This is a genomic window from Xanthomonas hortorum pv. pelargonii, assembly GCF_024499015.1.
Lineage (GTDB): Bacteria > Pseudomonadota > Gammaproteobacteria > Xanthomonadales > Xanthomonadaceae > Xanthomonas > Xanthomonas hortorum_B.
Window position 1 is genome coordinate 1234392 of the sequence record NZ_CP098604.1, and the last position, 21613, is coordinate 1256004.

Sequence of the window (21613 nt, forward strand, 5' to 3'; positions counted from 1 at the left end):
GGATATCTCCGGGTCGGAGGAATTTCGTATCTGAGATGAAACCGAGGGCATTACGTTCCGGATCCAGGCACCGCATTACGGCGCCTGGATCCAGCTCGATCACTCTTCCAGTTCCATGTTGATCGCCAGCGAGCGGATTTCCTTCACCAACACGTTGAAGGATTCCGGCATGCCCGCGACCATCTCGTGCTCACCATCGACGATGTTCTTGTACATCTGGTTGCGGCCCTGCACGTCGTCGGACTTCACCGTCAGCATTTCCTGCAGGGTGTAGGCCGCGCCGTAGGCTTCCAGCGCCCAGACTTCCATCTCACCGAAGCGCTGACCACCGAACTGCGCCTTACCACCCAGCGGCTGCTGAGTAACGAGCGAGTACGGGCCAGTCGAACGTGCATGCATCTTGTCGTCGACCAAGTGGTTCAACTTCAGGTAGTGCATGTAGCCGACCGTGGTCTTGCGATCGAACGCTTCGCCGGTACGACCGTCGTACAACTGGGTCTGACCGCTCTGCGGCAGTTCGGCCAGTTCCAGCATGCGCTTGATTTCTGCTTCGCTGGCGCCGTCGAACACCGGGGTGGCCATCGGCACGCCGTCGATCAGGTTCTTGCCCAGGTTGAGCAATTCCTCATCGCTGAACTGCGACAGATCCACGCGCTGTGCATTGATCGCGCTGTCGTGGTTGTAGATGTCGTCCAGGAACTTGCGCAACTCGCTGACTGCGGCCTGGGCTTCCAGCATGCGCTGGATCTTGCGACCCAGGCCCTTGGCGGCCCAGCCCAGATGCACTTCCAGAATCTGGCCGATGTTCATACGCGACGGCACGCCGAGCGGGTTCAGCACGATGTCGACCGGCTCGCCGGTGGCCATGTACGGCATGTCCTCGACCGGCACGACGTTGGAGACCACACCCTTGTTGCCGTGGCGGCCCGCCATCTTGTCGCCCGGCTGGATGCGGCGCTTCACTGCCAGGAACACCTTGACCATCTTCAGCACGCCCGGTGCGAGGTCGTCGCCCTGGGTGATCTTGCCGCGCTTGTCGGCGAAGCGTGCTTCGAATTCCTTCTCGTGCGCCTGGATCTGCTTCTGCGCACGTTCGATGGCATCGGCTGCGTCTTCGTCCTTCATGCGCAGCTGGAACCAATCGGACTTCTTCAGCCCGTCCAGATACGCGTCGGTGACGTTGTCGCCCTTCTTCAGGTTCGGACCGCCGTTGGCGACCTTGCCCACGATCTGCGAGCGCAGACGTGCGTAGATGGCCGCTTCCAGGATGCGGAACTGGTCGTCGAAGTCCTTCTTGACGCGCTTGATTTCGGACTCTTCGATCTGACGCGCACGCTTGTCCTTCTCGATGCCGTCGCGGGTGAAGACCTGCACGTCGATGACGGTGCCGTCCATGCCCGGGGGCACGCGCAGCGAGCTGTCCTTCACGTCGGACGCCTTCTCACCGAAGATCGCACGCAGCAGCTTTTCTTCCGGGGTCAGCTGGCTTTCGCCCTTCGGCGTGACCTTGCCGACCATGATGTCGCCGGCACGCACTTCCGCACCGATGTACACCACGCCGCTTTCGTCCAGACGGTTCAGAGCCTGCTCGGACACGTTCGGGATGTCGGCGGAAATTTCCTCCGGCCCCAGCTTGGTGTCACGCGCAACGCAGGTCAGTTCTTCGATGTGGATCGTGGTGTAACGATCTTCTTCCACCACGCGCTCGGAGAGCAGGATGGAGTCTTCGAAGTTGTAGCCGTTCCACGGCATGAACGCGATCAGCATGTTCTGACCCAGCGCCAGCTCACCGATGTCGGTGGACGGGCCGTCGGCCAGCACGTCGCCGCGCGCGATCACGTCACCCACGTTCACCAGCGGACGCTGGTTGATGCAGGTGTTCTGGTTTGAGCGGGTGTACTTGATCAGGTTGTAGATATCCACGCCGGCATCCGTGCCGCCGCCGATTTCTGCCTCGTTGACCTTGACCACGATGCGGGCTGCGTCGATCTGCTCGATCACGCCACCACGCAACGCATTCACGGTCACGCCCGAGTCGCGCGCAACCGCACGCTCGATGCCGGTACCAACCAGGGGCTTTTGCGAACGTAGCGTCGGCACGGCCTGGCGCTGCATGTTGGCGCCCATCAGTGCGCGGTTGGCGTCATCGTGTTCCAGGAACGGAACCAGCGCCGCGGCAACCGACACGGTCTGCATCGGCGAGACGTCCATGAAGTGCACTTCGGCCGGCGGCTTCAGCAGCGATTCGCCCTGGAACCGGCACGGCACGAACTGCTCGGTGAGCATGTTCTTGGCGTCGGTCAGCGCGTTCGCCTGGGCGATCACATACTCGTTTTCTTCGATCGCCGACAGATACTCGACGTCGTCGGAGACCTTGCCGTCCAGCACCTTGCGGTACGGGGTTTCAAGGAAGCCGTACTGGTTGGTACGGGCAAACACGGCCAGCGAGTTGATCAGGCCGATGTTCGGGCCTTCCGGCGTTTCGATGGTGCAGACGCGGCCGTAATGGGTCGGATGCACGTCGCGCACTTCGAAGCCGGCGCGCTCGCGGGTCAGACCGCCCGGGCCCAGTGCGGAGACGCGACGCTTGTGCGTCACTTCCGACAGCGGGTTGTTCTGATCCATGAACTGCGACAGCTGCGAGGAGCCGAAGAATTCCTTGATCGCAGCAGCCACCGGCTTGGCGTTGATCAGTTCCTGCGGGGTCAGACCTTCCGACTCCGCCATCGACAGACGTTCCTTGACCGCGCGCTCGACGCGGACCAGGCCCACGCGGAACACGTTCTCGGCCATTTCGCCGACCGAACGCACGCGACGGTTGCCCAGGTGATCGATGTCATCGACCACGCCGCGACCGTTGCGGATCTCGGTGAGCACCTTGAGCACTTCCAGGATGTCGGAGGTGTCGGTGTGCTCGGCGACCAAACGCTTGGACTCTTCGTCGTTACGCTCGGCAAAGTACTTCTTGTCGTACAGCACCGACTCGCCGAGGACTTCCTTGCGGCCGACGCGACGGTTGAACTTCATCCGGCCGACCGTGGACAGGTCGTAGCGCTCGAAGGTGAAGAACAGGTTGTGGAACAGGTTCTGTGCGGCTTCCTTGGTCGGCGGCTCGCCCGGACGCATCATGCGGTAGATCTCGACCAGCGCTTCCAGCTGGGTCTTGGTCGGATCGATACGCAGGGTGTTGGACAGGTACGGACCACGATCCAGATCGTTCACCCACAGGGTGCCGACCGCATCGACGCCGGCCTTGCGGAACGCAGCCAGTTGGTCTTCGGTGATCTCGTCATTGGCATTGGCCAGCAGTTCGCCGGTCGAGCTATCGACCACGTCGTGCGACAGGATGCGCGTGACCAGATAATCGTCCGGCACGGCCAGCGCGGCGACGCCGGCGGCTTCGAGCTGCTTGACGTGACGCGCGGTGATGCGCTTGCCCGCTTCCACGATGACCTTGTCGCCATCGGCCAGGTCGAAGTTCAGCGTTTCGCCACGCAGACGCTCCGGCACCAGCTCCAGCTGCACGCCTTCGTCCGGATTGATGTGGAAGGTGTTGATCTCGAAGAACTCGGCCAACATCTCTTCGTTGTTGTAGCCAAGCGCACGCAGCAGGATCGACACCGGCAGCTTGCGACGACGGTCGATACGGGTGAACAGCGCATCCTTCGGGTCGAACTCGAAGTCCAGCCAGGAGCCGCGGTACGGAATGATGCGGGCGCTGTACAGCAGCTTGCCCGAGCTGTGGGTCTTGCCACGGTCGTGGTCGAAGAACACACCCGGCGAACGGTGCAGCTGCGAGACGATCACGCGCTCGGTGCCGTTGACGATGAAGGTACCGTTGTCGGTCATCAGCGGGATTTCGCCCAGATAGACCTCCTGCTCCTTCACGTACTTGATGGCCTTGGTCGACGACTCGCGGTCGTAAATCACCAGGCGCACGGTCACGCGCAGCGGCGCGCCGTAGCTCATGCCACGCTGACGGCATTCACGCTCGTCAAACACCGGCTGACCCAGCTTGTAACCGACGTATTCCAACGCGGCGTTGCCGCTGTAGCTGGAAATCGGGAACACCGACTTCAGCGCTGCGTGCAGACCGAGGTCCTTGCGCTTGTTCTGCTCCACGTCTTCCTGCAGGAATTCGCGGTAGGAGTCCACCTGGATCGCAAGCAGGAACGGCACTTCGAGAATCGAGCGCTGCTTACCGAAATCCTTGCGGATACGCTTTTTTTCGGTGAACGAATAAGACGTCATGAGGTCTTCCACCCTAGGTTGCGGGGGCAGCGTCGCCGCGGCCCTGAAATAACAAAATTGTCAGTTGGAAGTCGCTGGTATTGCCGGCACCAGCACGCCTTCTCTTGCTACTTCCAACTACCAACTCGGTGAAGCGGAGATTGGGATGACCAGATTGGGGATGGCGAAGATTGCCTTCGAATCCCGAATGCCGACTCTCAAATCCCGGCTTTCCATCAACGGCCAAAGGCCGGGAGCTTTACGCTCCCAGCCTTCAGTGCATCACCCTGAAACGCTGGCGATGCAAGATGCTGCTTACTTGACTTCGACGGTCGCGCCGGCTTCGGTCAGTTCCTTCTTGATCTTCTCGGCTTCGTCCTTGGTTGCGCCTTCCTTCAGGATGCCACCGGCTTCGGTCAGATCCTTGGCTTCCTTCAGACCCAGGCCGGTCACGGCGCGGACGGCCTTGATGACGCCGACCTTGTTGGCGCCGCAGCTGACCAACACCACGTTGAACTCGGTCTGCTCTTCAACCACGGCAGCCGGGCCAGCTGCAGCAGCAGCGACCGGAGCGGCGGCGGAGACGCCGAACTTCTCTTCGATGGCCTTGACCAGCTCCATCACTTCCATCAGGGACTTCTCGGCGATGGCTTCGACGATCTGTTCGTTGGTAAGGGACATTGTGATTACCTTTAAATGATTTTCTGGATTGGGGTTCTAGCAGACGCTAGGACATCAAGCTTCGGCAGTCTCGGCGACCGGCGCGGCGGCTTCGTCGCCACCACCCTGCTTGTCGCCGACGGCCTTGACGGCACGGGCGAACATGGCAGCCGGTTCGGACAGCACGCGGGCCAGCATGGCCAGGGCCTGATCGCGGGTCGGCAGCGATGCCAACACGTCGACGTGACCAGCCGGGAACAGTTCCCCGCCGATGGACACGACCTTGGCCTGCAACTTATCGTTGCCCTTGGCGAATTCCTTGATCAGGCGACCGGCAGCGCCGGGCTCCTCCATCGAAAACGCATACAGCAAAGGACCGACCAGCTTGTCAGCGACGACAGCGAAATCAGTACCTTCAACGGCGCGCGCAGCCAGGGTGTTCTTGACAACTTTCAAGAACACACCGGTTTCGCGGGCCTGCTTGCGCATCGCGGTCATCTGGGAGACCGTGATGCCAGCGTATTCGGCGGCGATCAAGGAGTGGGCCTTGGCGGCGATGTCTGCCAGCTCGGCGACTACTTCTTGCTTCTGAGACAGATTGAGAGCCATTGCACTCCTCCGTTAAAGCCGGGATTCGGGATTAGCGATTCGGGATTGGTCAGAGCTGATGAAGCCGCTTCTGCCAATCGCCAATGCCGAATCTCCAATCCCCGCTTCAAACTACTCCGCTCGCGGCTCCTGCCGGTTGCGGTCCAGGGCAGCCTCCATCCTGGAAGCCGGGAACATCGACCGATGTTCCTTTGGTGGCCTTTCTAGACCTGGAGTGGGCTCGATCCGGGATGTCCCAGACGCGCGTAAACCAGAAAGCTCCAGAAGGGCGACACCATCTACGCCGGCCGGCTCATACGAACCTGATTAAGCGACCCCGCTGCATCGACGGCGACTCCTTGCCAATGTGAGCATCCCTGCCCGTCGTCGATCTGCGCTGACCGCGCCTGCGGTCTTTGACGGCTACCGCCGGACATGCCGGCGATCGCCTTCAAAATGTCCGTTACCCCAAAGGAGGGAACGGACTCCCAGCACACGGTGACCCGGGCCGGAAAAACAATGCTGTACTACATTGACGGGTCAGACCCATGACAGGCCTGACCCATCGGATCACTTCAGCGCAAGGCTGGACTGATCAACCGTGACGCCAGGACCCATCGTCGAACTGACCGACACCTTCTGCAGGTAGGTCCCCTTGGAGGTGGCCGGCTTGGCCTTGATCAGGTCCAGCAGCAGCGCCTGCAGGTTCGACTTCAGCGCCTCGTCATCGAAGCTGGCCTTGCCGATGGTGCAGTGGATGATGCCGGCCTTGTCGGTGCGGTAGCGCACCTGACCCGACTTGGCATTCTTGACGGCTTCACCCGGGTTGGCAGACACAGTGCCGACCTTGGGGTTGGGCATCAGGCCGCGCGGGCCCAACAGCGTGCCGAGCTTACCGACGACGCGCATTGCGTCCGGGGTGGCGATGACCACGTCGTAGCTCAGATCGCCGGCCTGCATCTTCTCGGCCAGGTCGTCCATGCCCACTGCCTCGGCGCCTGCAGCCAGGGCTTCGTCAGCCTTGGCGCCGGCCGGTGCGAACACTGCAACGCGCACGCTCTTGCCGGTACCGGCGGGCAGCACGGTGGAACCGCGCACCTGCTGGTCGGACTTCTTGGCGTCCACGCCCAGGCGCACAGCAACGTCGATCGACTCGACGAACTTGGCCTTGGTCACGGTCTTCAGGATCTTGATTGCGTCATCGAAGGCATAGGTCTTGCCCGGAACGACAGCGGCCGCAATGGCCTTCACGCGCTTGCTCTGTGCCATGTCTTAGCCCTCCACCGTCAAACCCATGCTGCGGGCAGAACCCGCAATCGTACGCACTGCCGCTTCCAGCTCGGCCGCCGTCAAATCGGCTTCCTTGACCTTGGCGATCTCTTCCAGCTGCTTGCGCGTCACCTTGCCCACCTTGTCGGTGTTGGGGCGCTTGGAGCCGGAGGTCACGCCTGCAGCCTTCTTGAGCAGCACGCTGGCCGGGGTGCTCTTGGTGACGAACGTGAAGGTACGGTCGGAATACGCGGTGATGATTACTGGCGTCGGCAGACCCGGCTCCAGTTTGGAGGTCGCTGCATTGAACGCCTTGCAGAACTCCATGATGTTCAGACCGCGCTGACCCAGCGCAGGGCCCACCGGCGGCGCAGGGTTGGCCTGACCGGCCTTGACCTGCAACCTGATATACGAAAGTATTTTCTTAGCCATTTCGACACTCTCCGGGTGCTAGCGCCTTGACGACAGGCTCCCCATCGGACCGGGAAATCACGTGTCCCGGCTTCACGTTTCTGGTAACACGCAGATGGCTGCCATGCGGCAGCCATTGTTTCCCGGCGGTTCGCCAGGTGAGCGAGCCGCGCACTATAGCAGCAATTGTTGCAGGTGCCTAGGCAGCACCCGACTGAGTCAGCCCTTCTCGACCTGACCGAACTCGAGCTCGACCGGCGTGGAGCGACCAAAGATGAGTACGGCAACCCGCAACCGGCTCTTCTCGTAATTGACTTCTTCAACAACGCCATTGAAGTCGTTGAACGGGCCATCGGTGACGCGCACCATCTGACCCGGCTCGAACAACACCTTCGGACGCGGCTTCTCGACACCATCCTGCACACGCTGCAGGATTGCATCCGCCTCTTCGTCGCGAATCGGCAACGGGCGGTCGGCCGTGCCACCAATGAAACCCATCACCTTGGAAGTTTCCTTCACCAGGTGCCAGCTTTCATTGTCGATACGCGGGATACCGGCTTCTTCGTGCGTCTCGATCTGCACCAGCACATAGCCGGGGAAGAACTTGCGCTCGGACCGACGCTTCTGGCCGGCGCGCATCTCGATGACTTCTTCGGTCGGCACCAGCACGTCACCGAAACGCTCTTCCATTTCGGCGCGTACGATGCGGTCGCGCAAGGCCTGCGCAACAGATTTTTCAAAGCCTGAATAGGCGTGAACGACATACCAACGCTTCACTGCTTGATTCTCCTCAACGAGCCAGGAACCACTGCGTGAGCTTCTGGATGACGAAATCGAAGCCGCCCAACAGCAAACTCAGAATGATCACAACAACAATCACGACCCAGGTGGTACGGATGGCTTCCTGGCGCGTCGGCCAGACCACCTTGCGCAACTCGAACCTGGATTCGGACATGAATTCACGGGTTTCACGGCCTTTGCCGGTCCCCAGAAACACAAACGCACCCGCCGCCAACCCAACGATCACAGCCAGCGCGCGCAATTGCGGCGTCCAAGCTCCAAACTGGGTTGCGCGTTCAGGCGCAGAAAACCAGAACCACACAAACAACCCCACAATCACCAGGAGCGCGGAGAGGACGTATTTCACGATATCAGCGCTGGCAGCAGACGCGCTTTTGGAAGGCTCGATTTTGCTATTCATCCGGCTCTAGTTACCGATCTGACCCGAATTACTGGGCCGGAAAGAGGAGTGGCACGCCAGGAGGGACTCGAACCCCCAACCTGCGGTTTTGGAGACCGCTGCTCTGCCAATTGAGCTACTGGCGTATGTACTCGTTTACCGCAAACCCTAAGACAACGAAGGCGGACCGAGGTTCAGCCGGCCCGCCATTCGTTTGAATCCAGCCGCCGCGAGGCGACTGGATGCAGGCACTTACTTGATGATCTTGGCAACCACGCCGGCGCCGACGGTGCGGCCACCTTCACGGATCGCAAAGCGCAGACCTTCGTCCATCGCGACCGGGTTGATCAGGGTCACGACCATCTTCACGTTGTCGCCCGGCATCACCATCTCCACGCCTTCCGGCAGCTGGCAGGCGCCAGTGATGTCGGTGGTGCGGAAGTAGAACTGCGGACGGTAGCCCTTGAAGAACGGGGTATGACGACCACCCTCATCCTTAGACAGCACATAGACTTCGGCTTCGAACTCGGTGTGCGGCTTGATCGAACCCGGCTTGCACAGCACCTGGCCGCGCTCCACGTCGTCACGCTTGGTGCCGCGCAGCAGCAGACCGGCGTTGTCGCCTGCCTGACCCTGGTCCAGCAACTTGCGGAACATTTCCACGCCGGTGACGGTGGTCTTCTGCGTGTCGCGGATACCGACGATTTCGATTTCGTCGCCAACCTTGATGATGCCGCGCTCGATACGACCGGTCACCACGGTGCCACGGCCCGAGATCGAGAACACGTCTTCGACCGGCATCAGGAACGGACGGTCGACGTCGCGGGTCGGATCCGGGATGAAGGTATCCAGCGCTTCGACCAGCTTCAGGATCGCCGGCACACCGATTTCGCTCTGATCGCCGTCAAGCGCCAGACGGGCCGAACCGTGGATGATCGGAGTGTCGTCGCCCGGGAAGTCGTACTTGCTCAGGAGCTCACGCACTTCCATCTCGACCAGCTCAAGCAGCTCGGCGTCGTCGACCATGTCGGCCTTGTTCAGGAACACGACGATGTGCGGCACACCGACCTGACGCGAGAGCAGGATGTGCTCACGGGTCTGCGGCATCGGACCGTCGGCAGCCGAACACACCAGGATCGCGCCATCCATCTGCGCAGCACCGGTAATCATGTTCTTGACGTAGTCGGCGTGGCCGGGGCAATCGACGTGCGCGTAATGGCGCACTGCGGACTCATACTCAACGTGTGCGGTCGAGATCGTGATACCACGCGCCTTCTCTTCCGGCGCTGCGTCGATCGCGTCGTACGCCTTGAACTCGCCACCGAAACGCTCGGCACCGATCTTGGTCAGCGCAGCGGTCAACGTGGTCTTGCCATGGTCGACGTGACCGATGGTGCCGACGTTAACGTGCAGCTTTTCGCGAAGAAATTTAGCTTTTGCCATGGGTGCGTGTCTCGGTAATCGTTTGGAGTTGAAGACGATTGAGTAATGGTGCTCACGAAAGGAATCGAACCTTCGACCTCCTCCTTACCAAGGAGGTGCTCTACCGACTGAGCTACGTGAGCGAGTTTTGCATTATGCCATGCATTTACGTTCAATGGAGCGGGAGACGGGAATCGAACCCGCACCATCAGCTTGGAAGGCTGAGGTTCTACCGTTGAACTACTCCCGCGCCGGGAACTGCAAGACACAACATGAAACTGGTGGAGGGAGGTGGATTCGAACCACCGAAGGCGTAAGCCAGCAGATTTACAGTCTGCCCCCGTTGGCCGCTTGGGTATCCCTCCAGCTTTTACTACCGGACCGGGGCGCGATGAAGCGATTCGGTTCGGGGTGAAGCAGCCCGCTATTTTGTTGTGGGAGACAAGCAGTGTCAACAAAAATTTCGCGCTATTTGTCACGCCTGAATGTGCGCAGCCATGCCGGCCGCGCGCACCCGCTCAGATGTTGAAGCGGAAGTGCAGCACATCGCCTTCCTTGACGCGATATTCCTTGCCTTCCAGCCGCAGACGACCGGCATCGCGCGCGCCGGTTTCGCCGCGGTACTTGATGAAGTCGTCGAAACCAATCGTCTCGGCGCGGATGAAGCCCTTCTCGAAATCGGTATGGATCACCGCTGCGGCCTGCGGCGCGGTGGAGCCGGCCTTGACCGTCCACGCGCGCACTTCCTTGACGCCTGCGGTGAAGTAGGTCTGCAGGCCAAGCAGCTTGTAGGCCGCGCGAATGACGCGATTCAAGCCAGGCTCGGCCAGGCCCAGGTCGGCCAGGAAGGTGTCGCGATCTTCGTCGTCGAGCTGCGACAGCTCTTCCTCGATCGCTGCCGAGACCGGCACCACTTCGGCACCTTCGGTCACTGCATGCGCACGCACCGCATCCAGGTGCGGGTTGTTCTCGAAACCGTCTTCGAGCACGTTGGCGATGTACATCACCGGCTTGAGCGTGAGCAGGAACAGATCGCGCACCAGCGCTTTTTCTTCCTCGTCCAGACCGGCTGCGCGGCCAGCCTTGCCATCGGCCAATGCGGCCTGCAGCTTGGCCAGCACCGGCTTGCGTGCCGCTGCATCCTTGTCGCCGCCCTTGGCACTGCGCTCGGCACGGTTGAGCGCCTTTTCCACGCTATCCAGATCGGCCAATGCCAGCTCTGTATCGATGGTTTCGATATCGGCGATCGGGTCGACCTTGTTGTTCACGTGGATGACGTCGTCGTTCTCGAAGCAACGCACCACGTGGGTGATCGCATCGACTTCGCGGATATGCGCCAGGAACTTGTTGCCCAGGCCTTCGCCACTGGCCGCACCGGCGACCAGGCCGGCGATATCGACGAACTCGACCGCGGTCGGGATCAGCTTTTGCGGCTTGACGATCTCAGCCAGCTGGTTCAGCCGCAGATCCGGCACCGGCACGATGCCGACGTTCGGCTCGATGGTGCAGAACGGGAAATTGGCCGCAGCGATGCCGGCCTTGGTCAGCGCATTGAACAGGGTCGACTTGCCGACGTTGGGCAGGCCGACGATGCCGCATTTGATACCCATGGTGCACGTCCGGGATTTGGGATTCGGGATTGGAGATTCGCAATGCCGCATGGCCGCAAATCCCCAATCCCCAATCACGCGTCCTTACTGGTATGCAGCCGCTTCATCGCCTCGTTGAAATTACCCTCCATTGCCAGCGGCAGCACATCGATGGCGGCGTCCACCGCGGTGCCGATCGCCACATCGTCGTCGCGCCCTGCCCGTCCCAGCACCCATGGCACCACGCGATCCTTGTGACCGGGATGACCGATGCCGACGCGCAGACGGTGAAATTTGCCGTGCCCCAGCAGGCGAATGGTATCGCGCAGGCCGTTCTGGCCGCCGTGGCCGCCATCGAACTTGAGCCTTGCAATGCCCGGCGCCAGATCCAGCTCGTCGTGTGCAACGAGCAGCTGTTCCGGCTCGATCTTCCAGAACCGCAACGCGGCGGTGATCGATTTGCCGCTGAGATTCATGAAGGTGGCCGGCTTGAGCAGCCAGACCGGTTGACCGGCGATCTCGACCTTTGCAGTCTCGCCGAACAACTTGGCATCCAGCCCCCAACGCGCGCCATGGCGCTCGACGAGGGCATCGACGAAACGAAACCCGGCGTTATGCCGGGTTTGCGCGTGTTCCGGACCGGGATTCCCGAGTCCCACAATCAGGCGGAGTGCAGACATGCCAGTGACCGCAGCCGATCCCCCGCGCAGTGCGAGGGATCGGCCGACGGATTACTTGGTCTCGGCGCCTTCGCTGCCTTCTTCACCGGCAGCGTCTTCTTCTTCGATGCGCACGTGCTTGGCAGCAACCACCGCCACGTCGTGCTCCTTGCCCAGCTTCAGCTCCGGAATTTCCACACCGGCCGGCAGCTTGATCTCGGACAGATGGATCACGTTGCCAACTTCCAGTTCACCGAGGTCCACTTCGATGAACTCCGGCAGATCCTTCGGCAGGCAGACGACCTGAACTTCGTTCAGTTCGTGGGTCACGACCACTTCGCTGGACTTACCGGCCGGCGAGGTTGCTTCGTTGACGAAGTGCAGCGGTACAGCGGCGCTGAGCTTCTCGTTGGCGCTGACGCGCTGGAAGTCGATATGGATGATCAACTGCTTGAACGGATGGCGCTGCATGTCACGCAACAGCACCTGCTGCACGTCGCCATTGAGGTTCAGGTCGAGGATCGACGAGTAGAACCACTCGTTCTGCTGGGCAAGCCAGATCTGCTCGTGGTTGAGCTGGATGCTGACCGGCTCGAGTTCGCCACCGTAGACGATGGCCGGAATGACGCCAGCGTGACGTAGGCGGCGGCTCGCACCCTTCCCCTCGTTCGCGCGGCGCTCGACCTTGATTTCGTGTGTCTTTGCCATTGGATTTACTACCTGGATTGGAATATCGCCTCGCGGCGATGAAGCGTCTCACCCGCGACCAGGTGAGACGTCGTGCAGGCACCCTGAGAACCGGGCACCGAATGAAGGATCAGTCGACGTAGAGCGAGCTGACCGACTCGCCGAAAGCGATGCGGCGAATGGTCTCGGCCAGCAGTTCGGCCACGCTCAGCTGACGAATCTTGGCGCAGGTGCGCGCGGCTTCGTTCAACGGAATCGTGTCAGTGACCACCAGCTCGTCGAGCTGCGAATTGTTGATGTTGTCCACCGCCGGGCCGGACAGCACCGGGTGGGTGATGTAGGCCACGACCTTGAGCGCGCCGCGCTGCTTCAGCGCTGCAGCGGCGGCACACAAGGTGCCGGCGGTATCGACCAGGTCGTCGACCAGCACGCAGGTCTTGCCCTGCACGTCGCCGATGATGTTCATCACCGTAGCGACATTGGCGCGCGGACGACGCTTGTCGATGATGGCCAGGTCCGCATCGTCCAGACGCTTGGCGACGGCGCGCGCGCGCACCACACCGCCCACGTCCGGCGAGACCACGATCAGGTTATCGGTGCCGTAAGCGCGCCAGATATCGGCCAGCAGCAGCGGCGAGGCGTAGACGTTGTCGACCGGCACATCGAAAAAGCCCTGGATCTGGTCGGCATGCAGATCGACCGTCAACACGCGGTCGGCCTCCATCGCGCAGATCATCTTGGCGGCGACCTTGGCGGTGATCGGCACGCGCGAGGAACGCATGCGGCGATCCTGGCGCGAGTAACCGAAGTACGGGATCACCGCAGTCACCGACGCAGCGCTGGCGCGCTTGAGCGCATCGATCAGCACCAGCAGTTCCATCAGGTTTTCGGCGCTTGGCGCACAGGTCGGCTGGATGACGAACACTTCCTGCCGGCGCACGCTCTCTTCGATTTCGACCTGCACTTCGCCATCGGAAAAGCGCGTAACCAGCGCCTTGCCCATGCGAACGCCAAGCTCCTTGCAGATGCTCTTGGCAAGCGGCTTGTTGGCATTGCCGGAGAACACCAGCAGATTACGTTGGTCTTGCATGAGATCTCTCGGGCGGCGGCGAAGAGCGTGCGGGTCGATGGTGGAGCGGGATGGAGCCGACCTAATGCCGGGCTTTTGTTCAATCCCCGCACATGGATGTGCGGGCTGTTGCAGAGGGACCTGCATCTACGACTGTTGCAGAGGGACCTGCATAAAATGGCAGGGGCGGTAGGATTCGAACCTACGAATGCCAGGATCAAAACCTGGTGCCTTGGGCCTCTTGGCGACGCCCCTGCATCAAACTTGTCTCGCGTCCAGTGCGTCGAGCAGTGGCGAGTGCGCTGCACCTTCCACGACCCACGCCCTCAGGTTGTCCGGCAACTGCGCCAAGGCCTGCTCTGCAGCAGCGCGCGTGGCGAATTCGACGAAACAACCGCTCCCTGACCCGGTCAAACGCGGCGTCCCGATCCTGGAAAGCGCCTGGAACACTGCCTCGACGGCGGGTTCACGGCGCCGGAGGACCGGCTCGAACGCATTGTCGAGCAGAGAACCCGAAGCGAAGTCCGCTATTTTCACGGGCGCAGCATCCCGCGTCAATTCCTGTGATTGAAATAAAACTGGTGTGGGCACGTGAATGCCTGGATCGACCAGCACATAGGAGGCTTTCGAGAGGCTGATAGGCGTCAGTTGTTCGCCGATGCCTTCGGCCCAGGCGTTGTGTCCGTGCACGAACACCGGCACGTCGGCGCCAAGCCGCAAGCCCAGCTCGGCCAGGGCATCGACCGGCAAACCCAGTCCCCACAAGGCATTGAGCGCGACCAGCACGGTGGCCGCATCCGACGAACCGCCGCCGAAACCGCCGCCGGCAGGGATGCGCTTGTCGACCCGGATGTCGGCGCCGGCCTGCGCGCCAGCGCTGGACTGCAGCAGGCGCGCGGCGCGGATCACCAGATCATCGTCCTCGGCCACGCCGGGCAGACTCTGGCCGACGCGCTGGATCAGGCCGTCGCTGCGCAAACGAAGATGAATGGTGTCCCCCCAGTCCAGCAGCCGGAACACGGTTTGCAGCAGGTGATAGCCATCGGCGCGACGGCCGACGATCTGCAAAAACAGATTGAGCTTGGCCGGCGCAGGCCACGCCGACCAGCCCGCTTCCAACGCTGACATCAGGGCGAGACCGTCCATTGGTCGATGAGCAGGCGCACCTTGGCCTCGCCGTTGCGGGCTTCGATGCGCTGCGGCAGCTCGGGCTGGCCGGCGCTGGCCGGCGCCCAGGCGAGAAAGTCGATGATCCAACCGTCCTGCTGCACGGTGCGCGGGCGGCCGGCGGCATCCAGATCCACGCGTTCGGCGCCCGCATTGGCGATCCGCAGTGCGCGCACCCAATCGGGCATCTGGTTGACCGGGATGGTCCATCCGGTTGCTTCCAGCAGTACCTGCTCGGCGTCGGTGCCGCTGCGCGGACCACCTTCCAGACCTTCCAGGCGACCGGCACCGGTGGTGGTGTCGCCGGTGAGCACCCAGCTTTGCCGGGTCACCGGCGCACTGAGCTGCACGCGATAGCGCGGGCCGTCCTGCTGCCAGTCGATGCGGCCGCTGCCGCCATTACTGCCCTTGCTGATCGCCACCCGGCCCTGGAACGACCAGTTCGGATGCGCCTGCAGCCAGGCCTGGCGCGCGGTTTCGACCTGACGCGCGCTATCGGAGACCTGCTCGACTACGGCCGCGCCACTGCCCTGCCCGCGCGGCACGCTGACGCAGCCGGACAAGCCTGCGAGCACCAACCCGCTCAGGGCCAGTGTGCGGAATCCACCACGGCTCATAGCCCGAACTTTTCCACGGCGCGTTGCAGCGCGCGGTTGTCGGGATCGATACGGCGCGCTTCATCGAAATAGCGCCGCGCCTCGTCCTGCTTGCCGCTGACCCACAGCACTTCGCCGACATGCGCGGCGATTTCCGGGTCATTGACCAGCGCCCAGGCGCGGCGCAGCTGCACCAGGGCTTCCTTCAGGCGGCCCATGCGATACAGCACCCAGCCGTAGCTGTCGACGATGGCCGGGTTGTCCGGATCGGCAGTGCGGGCGCGGTCGATCAGCGCCAGCGCTTCGTTGTAGCGGGTGGTGCGGTCGGCCAGGGTATAGCCCAGCGCGTTGAGCGCCCCGACATTTTCCGGCTCGGCGACCAGGATCTTGCGCAGATCGGCCTCGGCGCGTGGGACGTCGTCGCGGCGTTCCCAGGCCAGGCCGCGGGCGTACAGCAGGGCGCCGTCGTCCGGATACGCAGCCAGGCCGCGTTCGAAAGCATCCAGCTCGCCCGGGGCGTCGCCGGCACGTTGGTGCAGCTCGGCTTCGAGCACGTAGGCGTCGCGACGCGCATCGTCGTCGGCACTGGCATCGCCCTGCAGCGCGCGGGCTTCGGCAAGCGCCTCGGGCTTGCGGCCCAGTTCGTACAGTGCGCTGGCCGCGCGCAAGCGCGCTTCGCTCAGCTGCGGGCCGCCGGGCACGCCGCGATACCACTCCACTGCCTCGTCGTACCGCTTGAGGAACTCGGCGATCTTGCCGAGCAGCAGGCGACGGTCCGGATCGGGCTTGGTGGCGTTGCGCTTGAGCTCGCCGTACAACGCCTCCAGCGAGGTGCGGTCTTTTTCCTTGGCGAGCATGGAGGCACGCAGCCCGTAGGTCTGGGTGTCCTGCGGCCCGGTCGAGAGCACCTGTGCGGCCGCCTCGGTCTGGCCCATGGCGTCGTAGGCGAATGCGAGCGCGCCGCGCAATTCAGAGTCGTTCACCGCTTGCGGTTCGACATTCTTCAGCAGCGCCAGCGCTTCGTCGTTCTTGCCTTCCTGCTGCAGCTGAGTGGCGTGCAACAACGCCACGCGCGGCTCTTCGGGGAAGCGGCGCACCACTTCGTCGACGATGCGCTTGGCCAGCGCCGGGCGCTCCATGCGCAGGGCGAGCCGGCCGAATTCTTGCCAAGCTTCGATCTGATTGGGAATGGCGCCGGCCTTGACCAGGTCTTCGAGCGCGTCGGCCGAGGCTTCCGGCTCGCGCCCGCCATTGGCCAGGGCGATCAGGGCGAAGCGCCAGCCGCGCGGGTCGGGCTCCTTGAGCAGGCCAAGCAGATCGCGGCGTGCGGTGCGCAGGTCGTTGCGGCGCAGGGCCAGCGAGGCTTCGGTGCTGCGCATGGCCATCGACGAGGGCGCGCGCGCGCGCCACAGCGCCAGGGCTTCGACCGCGCGGGCATCGTCGTTGGCCAGCATGGCGATGCGAGCGGCGCGTTCGGCCAGCCCGGCGTCGCCGGCTTCGGCCTTGGCCGCGTCCAGATAGGCGCGGGCGGCATCGTCCAACTGCCCGGCCTGCAAGGCGAATTCGCCAGCGAGCACCGGTTCCAGCGAGGTGGCGCCGGCGCTGCTGGCCGGCGGCGTGGGCGGAGCTTTTTTGGGTGCTGCAATGGCGTTGGCGGAGACTGCTACCAGCAAAAGAACACTCAGGATGCGAATCGGTACAGGCATCGGGGGCAACCGGGCCGTAAAATGGGGCCCTGAATGGCCGCCAGCTTATCGCAAGCAACTGAACAATGACGTTGTGGGTGCTCGGACTGAATCACCAGACCGCACCTGTGGACCTGCGCGAACGCGCGGCGTTCGCAGGTGAGGCGCTGCCGCGCGCGCTCGAATCGTTACGCGCGTTGCCGCAGGTGCGCGAGGCTGCATTGCTGTCCACCTGCAACCGCACCGAGCTGTACGCGATGGCCGACGACCCGCACAGCCTGGTGACCTGGCTGGAAACGCATGCGCCGGGCTTGAGCGGTTATCTGTATCAGCATCAGGAAGAAGCGGCGGTGCGGCATCTGTTTCGCGTCGCCACCGGGCTGGATTCGATGGTGCTGGGCGAGCCGCAGATTCTGGGTCAGGTGAAGGACGCCTGGGCGGTGGCACGTGCGCACGGTGCGCTGGGCAGCGGGCTGGACCGCCTGTTCCAGCAGACCTTCTCGGTGGCCAAGCGTGCGCGCACCGACACCCGTGTCGGCGCCAATCCGGTGTCGGTGGCCTCCACTGCGGTGCGGCTGGCGCAGGAGTCCTTCGCGCGGCTCAACGAATCCACAGTGCTGCTGATCGGCGCTGGCGAAACCATCGAGCTGGCCGCCAAACATCTGAGCGAAGGCCGCGTACGCCGGCTGTTGATCGCCAATCGCACGCTGGCGCATGCGCAGACGCTGGCCAGCCAGCACGGCGGCTATGCGTTGCCGCTGACCGATCTGGACCGGCATCTGGCCGAGGCCGACGTGGTGTTCTCGGCCACCGCCGCGCGCGAGCCGATCGTGACCCGGATGCAGGTGGAACAGGCGATACGCGCGCGCAAACGCAAGCCGATGCTGTTGTTCGATCTGGCGGTGCCGCGCGATATCGAAGCCTCGGTGGCCGAGCTGGGCGATGCCTACCTGTACACCGTGGACGACCTGGAACGCGCGGTGGAAGACAACCGCCGCGGCCGCCGTGAAGCCGCCGACCAGGCCGAAGCCATCATCGACCTGCAGGTGGCTCGCTATGTCGAGACCTTGCAGGCCAACGCTCGCCAGGCGCCGCTCAAGCGCTTGCGCGCGTTCGGCGACAGTACCCGCGACGAACTGCTGGCCAAGGCGCGCCAGCAGTTGCACAACGGCAAGCCGGCCGACGAAGTACTGGAACAGCTGGCGCATGCGCTGACCAACCGCCTGCTGCATCCGCCAACTGCGGCGTTGCGCGATGCGGCGCTCAATAACGACCTGGAATTGACCAGCGCGGCCGAGCGACTGTTCCCGGAAAAACCTGGCTACCAACATCCCCCTGTAACTACCCCGATCGTGAGGACTGATGACGCCGACCCTGCGCCGTAAGCTCGAAGCGCTGGCCGAGCGCCGCGAAGAACTGCAGCACCTGCTCTCCGACCCCGAGGTGGTGAGCAACAACGACAAGTTCCGCACGCTGTCGCGCGAGCTGTCGCAGCTGGAGCCGGTGGCCGTCGCTCTGGAAGACGAAGCGCGCGCAAAAGCCGATCTGAGCGCAGCCGAAGCCATGCGCAACGACCCGGAAATGCGCGAGCTGGCCGAAGAGGAAATCGCCGCCGCTCAGGCACGCCTGGAGGAGCTGGATGCGCAGCTGGCCCTGCTGCTGGTACCGCGCGACCCGCGCGACGAAGGCAATCTGTTTCTGGAAGTGCGCGCCGGCACCGGCGGCGACGAGGCGGCAATCTTTGCCGGCGATCTGTTCCGCATGTATGCCCGCTATGCCGAGCGTCAGGGCTGGAAGGTGGAAATCGAATCCGACAGTCCCGGCGAACACGGCGGCTACAAGGAAGTGGTGGCACGGGTGGTCGGGCGCGGTGCGTATTCGCGGTTGAAGTTCGAATCCGGCACCCACCGCGTACAACGCGTGCCGGCGACCGAATCGCAGGGCCGCATCCACACCTCGGCCGCGACGGTGGCGATCATTCCCGAAGCCGACGACGTGGAAGAGATCGTGATCAATCCAGCCGACCTGAAGGTGGACACGTTTCGCTCCTCCGGCGCAGGCGGCCAGCACGTCAACAAGACCGAATCGGCGATCCGCATCACCCATGTGCCCAGCGGCGTGGTGGTGGAATGCCAGACCGAGCGCAGCCAGCACGCCAATCGCGACAAGGCGATGAAGCGCTTGAAGGCGCAATTGGTGGAAGCGGAGCGCAGCAAGGCGGCCGCCGCCGAAGCGCAGACGCGCAAATTGCAGGTGGGCAGCGGTGATCGTAGCCAACGCATCCGCACCTATAGCTTCCCGCAGGGCCGCATCACCGACCACCGCGTGGAAGGCCTCACGCTGTACGACCTGCCCAACATCATCGAAGGCGATCTGGATGCCTTGATCGCACGACTGCTGCATGAGCATCAGGCCGACGAACTGGCGCGGTTGAGCGACAGCCCGTGAGTGCACAGGTCCCGCGCGAGCTGCTGCAGCTGCGCGAGGCGGTGCGACACCAGCCCGGCGATTTCATCGCCTGGCTGATGCTGGCCGACGCCGAACTCGGCATGGGCGCGATCGCCGCCGGCGAAGCCGCGGTGCAACGCGCGCTTGCACTGCACCCGGGCCATCCGGAAGCGGTGGCGCGGCTTGGACGGGTGCGCTGGGCGCAGCAACGGCATGCAGAAGCAGCGGCGTTGTTGCAGCAGGCATCGGACCTGGTGCCGCAGCATCCGGGCATTGCGTTGTGGCTTGGGCATGCACTGGAAGACGCGGGCCAGGCCGAAGCTGCAGCGGCGGCGTATACGCGCGCACATCAGTTGCTGCCCGACGAACCCTACATCACTGCGCAATTGCTCAACTGGCGCCGCCGCCTGTGCGATTGGCGCGGGCTGGATGCACTGGCTGCACAGGTGCGTGCCGCCGTGGCGCAGGGCGTTGCGGCGGTGGAACCGTTCGCCTTCCTGAGCGAGGACGCCAGCGCTGCCGAACAGCTCGCGTGTGCACGAACGCGCGCGCAGACGATTGCTTCCGTCCTGCGCCCGTTACCACCGACTGCCGTGCGCCGCCAGGGCGCGTTGCGGGTCGGCTTCGTCTCCAATGGGTTTGGTGCACATCCCACCGGCTTGCTGACCGTGGCGTTATTCGAAGCGCTGCAGCGGCGTCAGCCGACCTTGCAAGTGCATCTGTTTGCGACCAGCCATGACGACCGCAGCGAGATTCGCGCGCGCCTGGCGCAAGCCACGACCTTGCACGATGTCACCGCGCTCGGGCATCTGGCCACTGCGCAGCACATCCGCGACCAGGGCATCGATCTGTTGTTCGATCTACGCGGCTGGGGCGGCGGCGGGCGACCGGAAGTGTTCGCGCTGCGGCCAGCGCCGGTACAACTCAACTGGCTGGCGTATCCGGGCACATCCGGCGCACCGTGGATGGACTACGTGCTGGGCGATGCATTCGCGCTACCGCCGTCGCTGGAACCGTTTTACAGCGAGAAGGTGTTGCGCTTGCGAGGAGCATTTCAGCCATCGGACACCTCACGCGTGGTTGCCGAACCGCCTTCGCGTACGCAGTGCGGCTTGCCCGAGCAGGGCGTGGTGCTGTGCTGCTTCAACAATAGCTACAAGCTCAATCCGCGCAGCATGACGCGCATGCTGGCGGTGCTGCGCGCGGTGCCGGGTAGCGTGCTGTGGTTGTTGTCCGGACCAGGTGAGGCCGACGCGCGCCTGCGTGCGGTGGCACAGTCGCAGGGTGTGGATGCGCAGCGGTTGGTGTTCATGCCGAAGCTGACGCATGCGCAGTATCTGGCGCGCTACCGGCATGCGGACCTGTTTCTGGACACGCATCCTTACAACGCGCATACCACCGCATCGGATGCGTTATGGGCGGGTTGCCCGGTGTTGACGACACCCGGCGAGACCTTTGCGGCGCGCGTAGCCGGCAGCTTGAATCATCATCTTGGGTTGGATGAGATGAATGTGGCGGACGATGCGGCGTTTGTTGCCAAGGCGGTGGCGTTGGCGAGTGATCCGGCGGCGCTGGGTGCGTTGCGTAAGCGGGTGGATGTGCTGCGCCGTGCGTCCGGGGTGTTTGAGATGGAGGGGTTTGCGGATGATTTTGCTGAGTTGTTGCAGGCACTCGCGCGGCGCCATGGTTGGTTGGGAATTTAGCGCGGGCTTTTTGCTTTCAAAATAGATGGCTGTCTTCCGCCGTACCCTCACCCCAACCCCTCTCCCAGCGGGAGAGGGGCTCTAGAGCGACTCGTCAGTAAGCTACTCAAAACTTTCTTTGCTCAACACTTTCCAAGCCACGGCAACAACGTAAGTCACAGCAATAACGCGCCGAGGCGGCAGCGTGGCCGGGGATTGGCGTAGAGCGGCACAGGGATGTGCCGCGGCGGCGAGTCAGACAGGATGTCTG

Annotated in this window: 18 protein-coding genes and 5 tRNA genes; 3 read left to right on the top strand and 20 right to left on the bottom strand. The window is 63.3% G+C overall.

The window, feature by feature from the left end; genetic code table 11:
• Nucleotides 1-99: 99 nt before the first annotated feature.
• The 20 genes from rpoB to NDY25_RS05580 form a co-directional block, all read right to left on the bottom strand.
• Nucleotides 100-4251: a DNA-directed RNA polymerase subunit beta gene (rpoB, locus tag NDY25_RS05485; RefSeq protein WP_006450626.1), complete on the bottom strand. Its 4152-nt coding sequence runs from the start codon at nucleotides 4249-4251 to the stop codon at nucleotides 100-102.
• Between the two features lie 294 nt (nucleotides 4252-4545).
• Nucleotides 4546-4911, bottom strand: a complete 366-nt coding sequence (rplL, locus tag NDY25_RS05490; protein WP_006450625.1) for a 50S ribosomal protein L7/L12 — start codon at nucleotides 4909-4911, stop codon at nucleotides 4546-4548.
• A 54-nt stretch (nucleotides 4912-4965) separates the two neighbouring features.
• Entirely contained in the window at nucleotides 4966-5499 is a 534-nt protein-coding gene (rplJ, locus tag NDY25_RS05495; protein WP_016900680.1) for a 50S ribosomal protein L10, read from the bottom strand.
• 549 nt (nucleotides 5500-6048) lie between these two features.
• Complete coding sequence (gene rplA / locus NDY25_RS05500) at nucleotides 6049-6747, bottom strand: 50S ribosomal protein L1 (RefSeq protein WP_006450622.1); 699 nt, start codon at nucleotides 6745-6747, stop codon at nucleotides 6049-6051.
• A 3-nt stretch (nucleotides 6748-6750) separates the two neighbouring features.
• Nucleotides 6751-7179, bottom strand: coding sequence for a 50S ribosomal protein L11 (rplK, locus tag NDY25_RS05505; protein ID WP_168956975.1), 429 nt, complete (start codon nucleotides 7177-7179; stop codon nucleotides 6751-6753).
• A 198-nt stretch (nucleotides 7180-7377) separates the two neighbouring features.
• The gene (gene nusG / locus NDY25_RS05510; protein ID WP_043908886.1) at nucleotides 7378-7935 is read right to left on the bottom strand and encodes a transcription termination/antitermination protein NusG; all 558 of its coding nucleotides are present in this window, start codon (nucleotides 7933-7935) and stop codon (nucleotides 7378-7380) included.
• A 13-nt stretch (nucleotides 7936-7948) separates the two neighbouring features.
• Nucleotides 7949-8359, bottom strand: a complete 411-nt coding sequence (gene secE / locus NDY25_RS05515) for a preprotein translocase subunit SecE (protein ID WP_168956976.1) — start codon at nucleotides 8357-8359, stop codon at nucleotides 7949-7951.
• 49 nt (nucleotides 8360-8408) lie between these two features.
• A tRNA-Trp gene (locus NDY25_RS05520) sits at nucleotides 8409-8484 on the bottom strand.
• Between the two features lie 106 nt (nucleotides 8485-8590).
• On the bottom strand, nucleotides 8591-9781 hold the full coding sequence (gene tuf, locus NDY25_RS05525) for an elongation factor Tu (protein WP_108350190.1): 1191 nt from the start codon (nucleotides 9779-9781) through the stop codon (nucleotides 8591-8593).
• A 46-nt stretch (nucleotides 9782-9827) separates the two neighbouring features.
• A tRNA-Thr gene (locus NDY25_RS05530) sits at nucleotides 9828-9903 on the bottom strand.
• Nucleotides 9904-9936: 33 nt separating this feature from the next.
• Nucleotides 9937-10010: transfer RNA gene (locus NDY25_RS05535), tRNA-Gly, on the bottom strand.
• Between the two features lie 29 nt (nucleotides 10011-10039).
• Nucleotides 10040-10125: transfer RNA gene (locus NDY25_RS05540), tRNA-Tyr, on the bottom strand.
• Nucleotides 10126-10278: 153 nt separating this feature from the next.
• Nucleotides 10279-11370, bottom strand: a complete 1092-nt coding sequence (ychF, locus tag NDY25_RS05545; protein ID WP_168956977.1) for a redox-regulated ATPase YchF — start codon at nucleotides 11368-11370, stop codon at nucleotides 10279-10281.
• A 74-nt stretch (nucleotides 11371-11444) separates the two neighbouring features.
• The gene (pth, locus tag NDY25_RS05550) at nucleotides 11445-12029 is read right to left on the bottom strand and encodes an aminoacyl-tRNA hydrolase (protein ID WP_168956978.1); all 585 of its coding nucleotides are present in this window, start codon (nucleotides 12027-12029) and stop codon (nucleotides 11445-11447) included.
• A gap of 51 nt (nucleotides 12030-12080) precedes the next feature.
• Entirely contained in the window at nucleotides 12081-12716 is a 636-nt protein-coding gene (locus tag NDY25_RS05555) for a 50S ribosomal protein L25/general stress protein Ctc (protein WP_168956979.1), read from the bottom strand.
• A gap of 109 nt (nucleotides 12717-12825) precedes the next feature.
• Nucleotides 12826-13785 carry a ribose-phosphate diphosphokinase gene (locus tag NDY25_RS05560; protein ID WP_006450614.1) on the bottom strand — a complete coding sequence of 320 codons (960 nt, stop codon included), beginning with the start codon at nucleotides 13783-13785 and terminating at the stop codon, nucleotides 12826-12828.
• A gap of 157 nt (nucleotides 13786-13942) precedes the next feature.
• Nucleotides 13943-14019: transfer RNA gene (locus tag NDY25_RS05565), tRNA-Gln, on the bottom strand.
• Between the two features lie 3 nt (nucleotides 14020-14022).
• Nucleotides 14023-14910: a 4-(cytidine 5'-diphospho)-2-C-methyl-D-erythritol kinase gene (gene ispE, locus NDY25_RS05570; protein ID WP_168956980.1), complete on the bottom strand. Its 888-nt coding sequence runs from the start codon at nucleotides 14908-14910 to the stop codon at nucleotides 14023-14025.
• On the bottom strand, nucleotides 14892-15548 hold the full coding sequence (gene lolB / locus NDY25_RS05575) for a lipoprotein insertase outer membrane protein LolB (protein ID WP_168956981.1): 657 nt from the start codon (nucleotides 15546-15548) through the stop codon (nucleotides 14892-14894). The genes ispE and lolB overlap by 19 nt, the downstream gene beginning before the upstream one ends.
• Nucleotides 15545-17233 (bottom strand): tetratricopeptide repeat protein, encoded by a 1689-nt coding sequence (locus tag NDY25_RS05580; protein WP_168956982.1) that lies wholly within the window; start codon nucleotides 17231-17233, stop codon nucleotides 15545-15547. The genes lolB and NDY25_RS05580 overlap by 4 nt, the downstream gene beginning before the upstream one ends.
• A 65-nt stretch (nucleotides 17234-17298) precedes the next feature.
• Here NDY25_RS05580 and hemA point away from each other — a divergent pair, with 65 nt between their 5' ends.
• From hemA to NDY25_RS05595, 3 genes are read left to right on the top strand one after another with little or no spacing between them, the layout of a single operon-like run.
• The gene (gene hemA / locus NDY25_RS05585; RefSeq protein WP_168956983.1) at nucleotides 17299-18597 is read left to right on the top strand and encodes a glutamyl-tRNA reductase; all 1299 of its coding nucleotides are present in this window, start codon (nucleotides 17299-17301) and stop codon (nucleotides 18595-18597) included.
• Complete coding sequence (prfA, locus tag NDY25_RS05590; protein WP_168956984.1) at nucleotides 18575-19660, top strand: peptide chain release factor 1; 1086 nt, start codon at nucleotides 18575-18577, stop codon at nucleotides 19658-19660. Before hemA ends, prfA begins: the two co-directional genes overlap by 23 nt.
• The gene (locus NDY25_RS05595; RefSeq protein WP_168956985.1) at nucleotides 19657-21363 is read left to right on the top strand and encodes an O-linked N-acetylglucosamine transferase, SPINDLY family protein; all 1707 of its coding nucleotides are present in this window, start codon (nucleotides 19657-19659) and stop codon (nucleotides 21361-21363) included. Before prfA ends, NDY25_RS05595 begins: the two co-directional genes overlap by 4 nt.
• The last annotated feature ends 250 nt before the right edge of the window (nucleotides 21364-21613 follow it).

Bases quoted from the DNA above. Each gene is read 5' to 3' on its own strand.
- rplK (WP_168956975.1), bottom strand. From the start codon at position 7,179: ATGGCTAAGAAAATACTTTCGTATATCAGGTTGCAGGTCAAGGCCGGT.
- ychF (WP_168956977.1), bottom strand. From the start codon at position 11,370: ATGGGTATCAAATGCGGCATCGTCGGCCTGCCCAACGTCGGCAAGTCG.
- hemA (WP_168956983.1), top strand. From the start codon at position 17,299: ATGACGTTGTGGGTGCTCGGACTGAATCACCAGACCGCACCTGTGGAC.
- rplL (WP_006450625.1), bottom strand. From the start codon at position 4,911: ATGTCCCTTACCAACGAACAGATCGTCGAAGCCATCGCCGAGAAGTCC.
- rplJ (WP_016900680.1), bottom strand. From the start codon at position 5,499: ATGGCTCTCAATCTGTCTCAGAAGCAAGAAGTAGTCGCCGAGCTGGCA.
- secE (WP_168956976.1), bottom strand. From the start codon at position 8,359: ATGAATAGCAAAATCGAGCCTTCCAAAAGCGCGTCTGCTGCCAGCGCT.
- lolB (WP_168956981.1), bottom strand. From the start codon at position 15,548: ATGAGCCGTGGTGGATTCCGCACACTGGCCCTGAGCGGGTTGGTGCTC.
- rplA (WP_006450622.1), bottom strand. From the start codon at position 6,747: ATGGCACAGAGCAAGCGCGTGAAGGCCATTGCGGCCGCTGTCGTTCCG.
- rpoB (WP_006450626.1), bottom strand. From the start codon at position 4,251: ATGACGTCTTATTCGTTCACCGAAAAAAAGCGTATCCGCAAGGATTTC.
- prfA (WP_168956984.1), top strand. From the start codon at position 18,575: ATGACGCCGACCCTGCGCCGTAAGCTCGAAGCGCTGGCCGAGCGCCGC.
- tuf (WP_108350190.1), bottom strand. From the start codon at position 9,781: ATGGCAAAAGCTAAATTTCTTCGCGAAAAGCTGCACGTTAACGTCGGC.
- NDY25_RS05560 (WP_006450614.1), bottom strand. From the start codon at position 13,785: ATGCAAGACCAACGTAATCTGCTGGTGTTCTCCGGCAATGCCAACAAG.
- NDY25_RS05580 (WP_168956982.1), bottom strand. From the start codon at position 17,233: ATGCCTGTACCGATTCGCATCCTGAGTGTTCTTTTGCTGGTAGCAGTC.
- pth (WP_168956978.1), bottom strand. From the start codon at position 12,029: ATGTCTGCACTCCGCCTGATTGTGGGACTCGGGAATCCCGGTCCGGAA.
- NDY25_RS05555 (WP_168956979.1), bottom strand. From the start codon at position 12,716: ATGGCAAAGACACACGAAATCAAGGTCGAGCGCCGCGCGAACGAGGGG.
- ispE (WP_168956980.1), bottom strand. From the start codon at position 14,910: ATGGACGGTCTCGCCCTGATGTCAGCGTTGGAAGCGGGCTGGTCGGCG.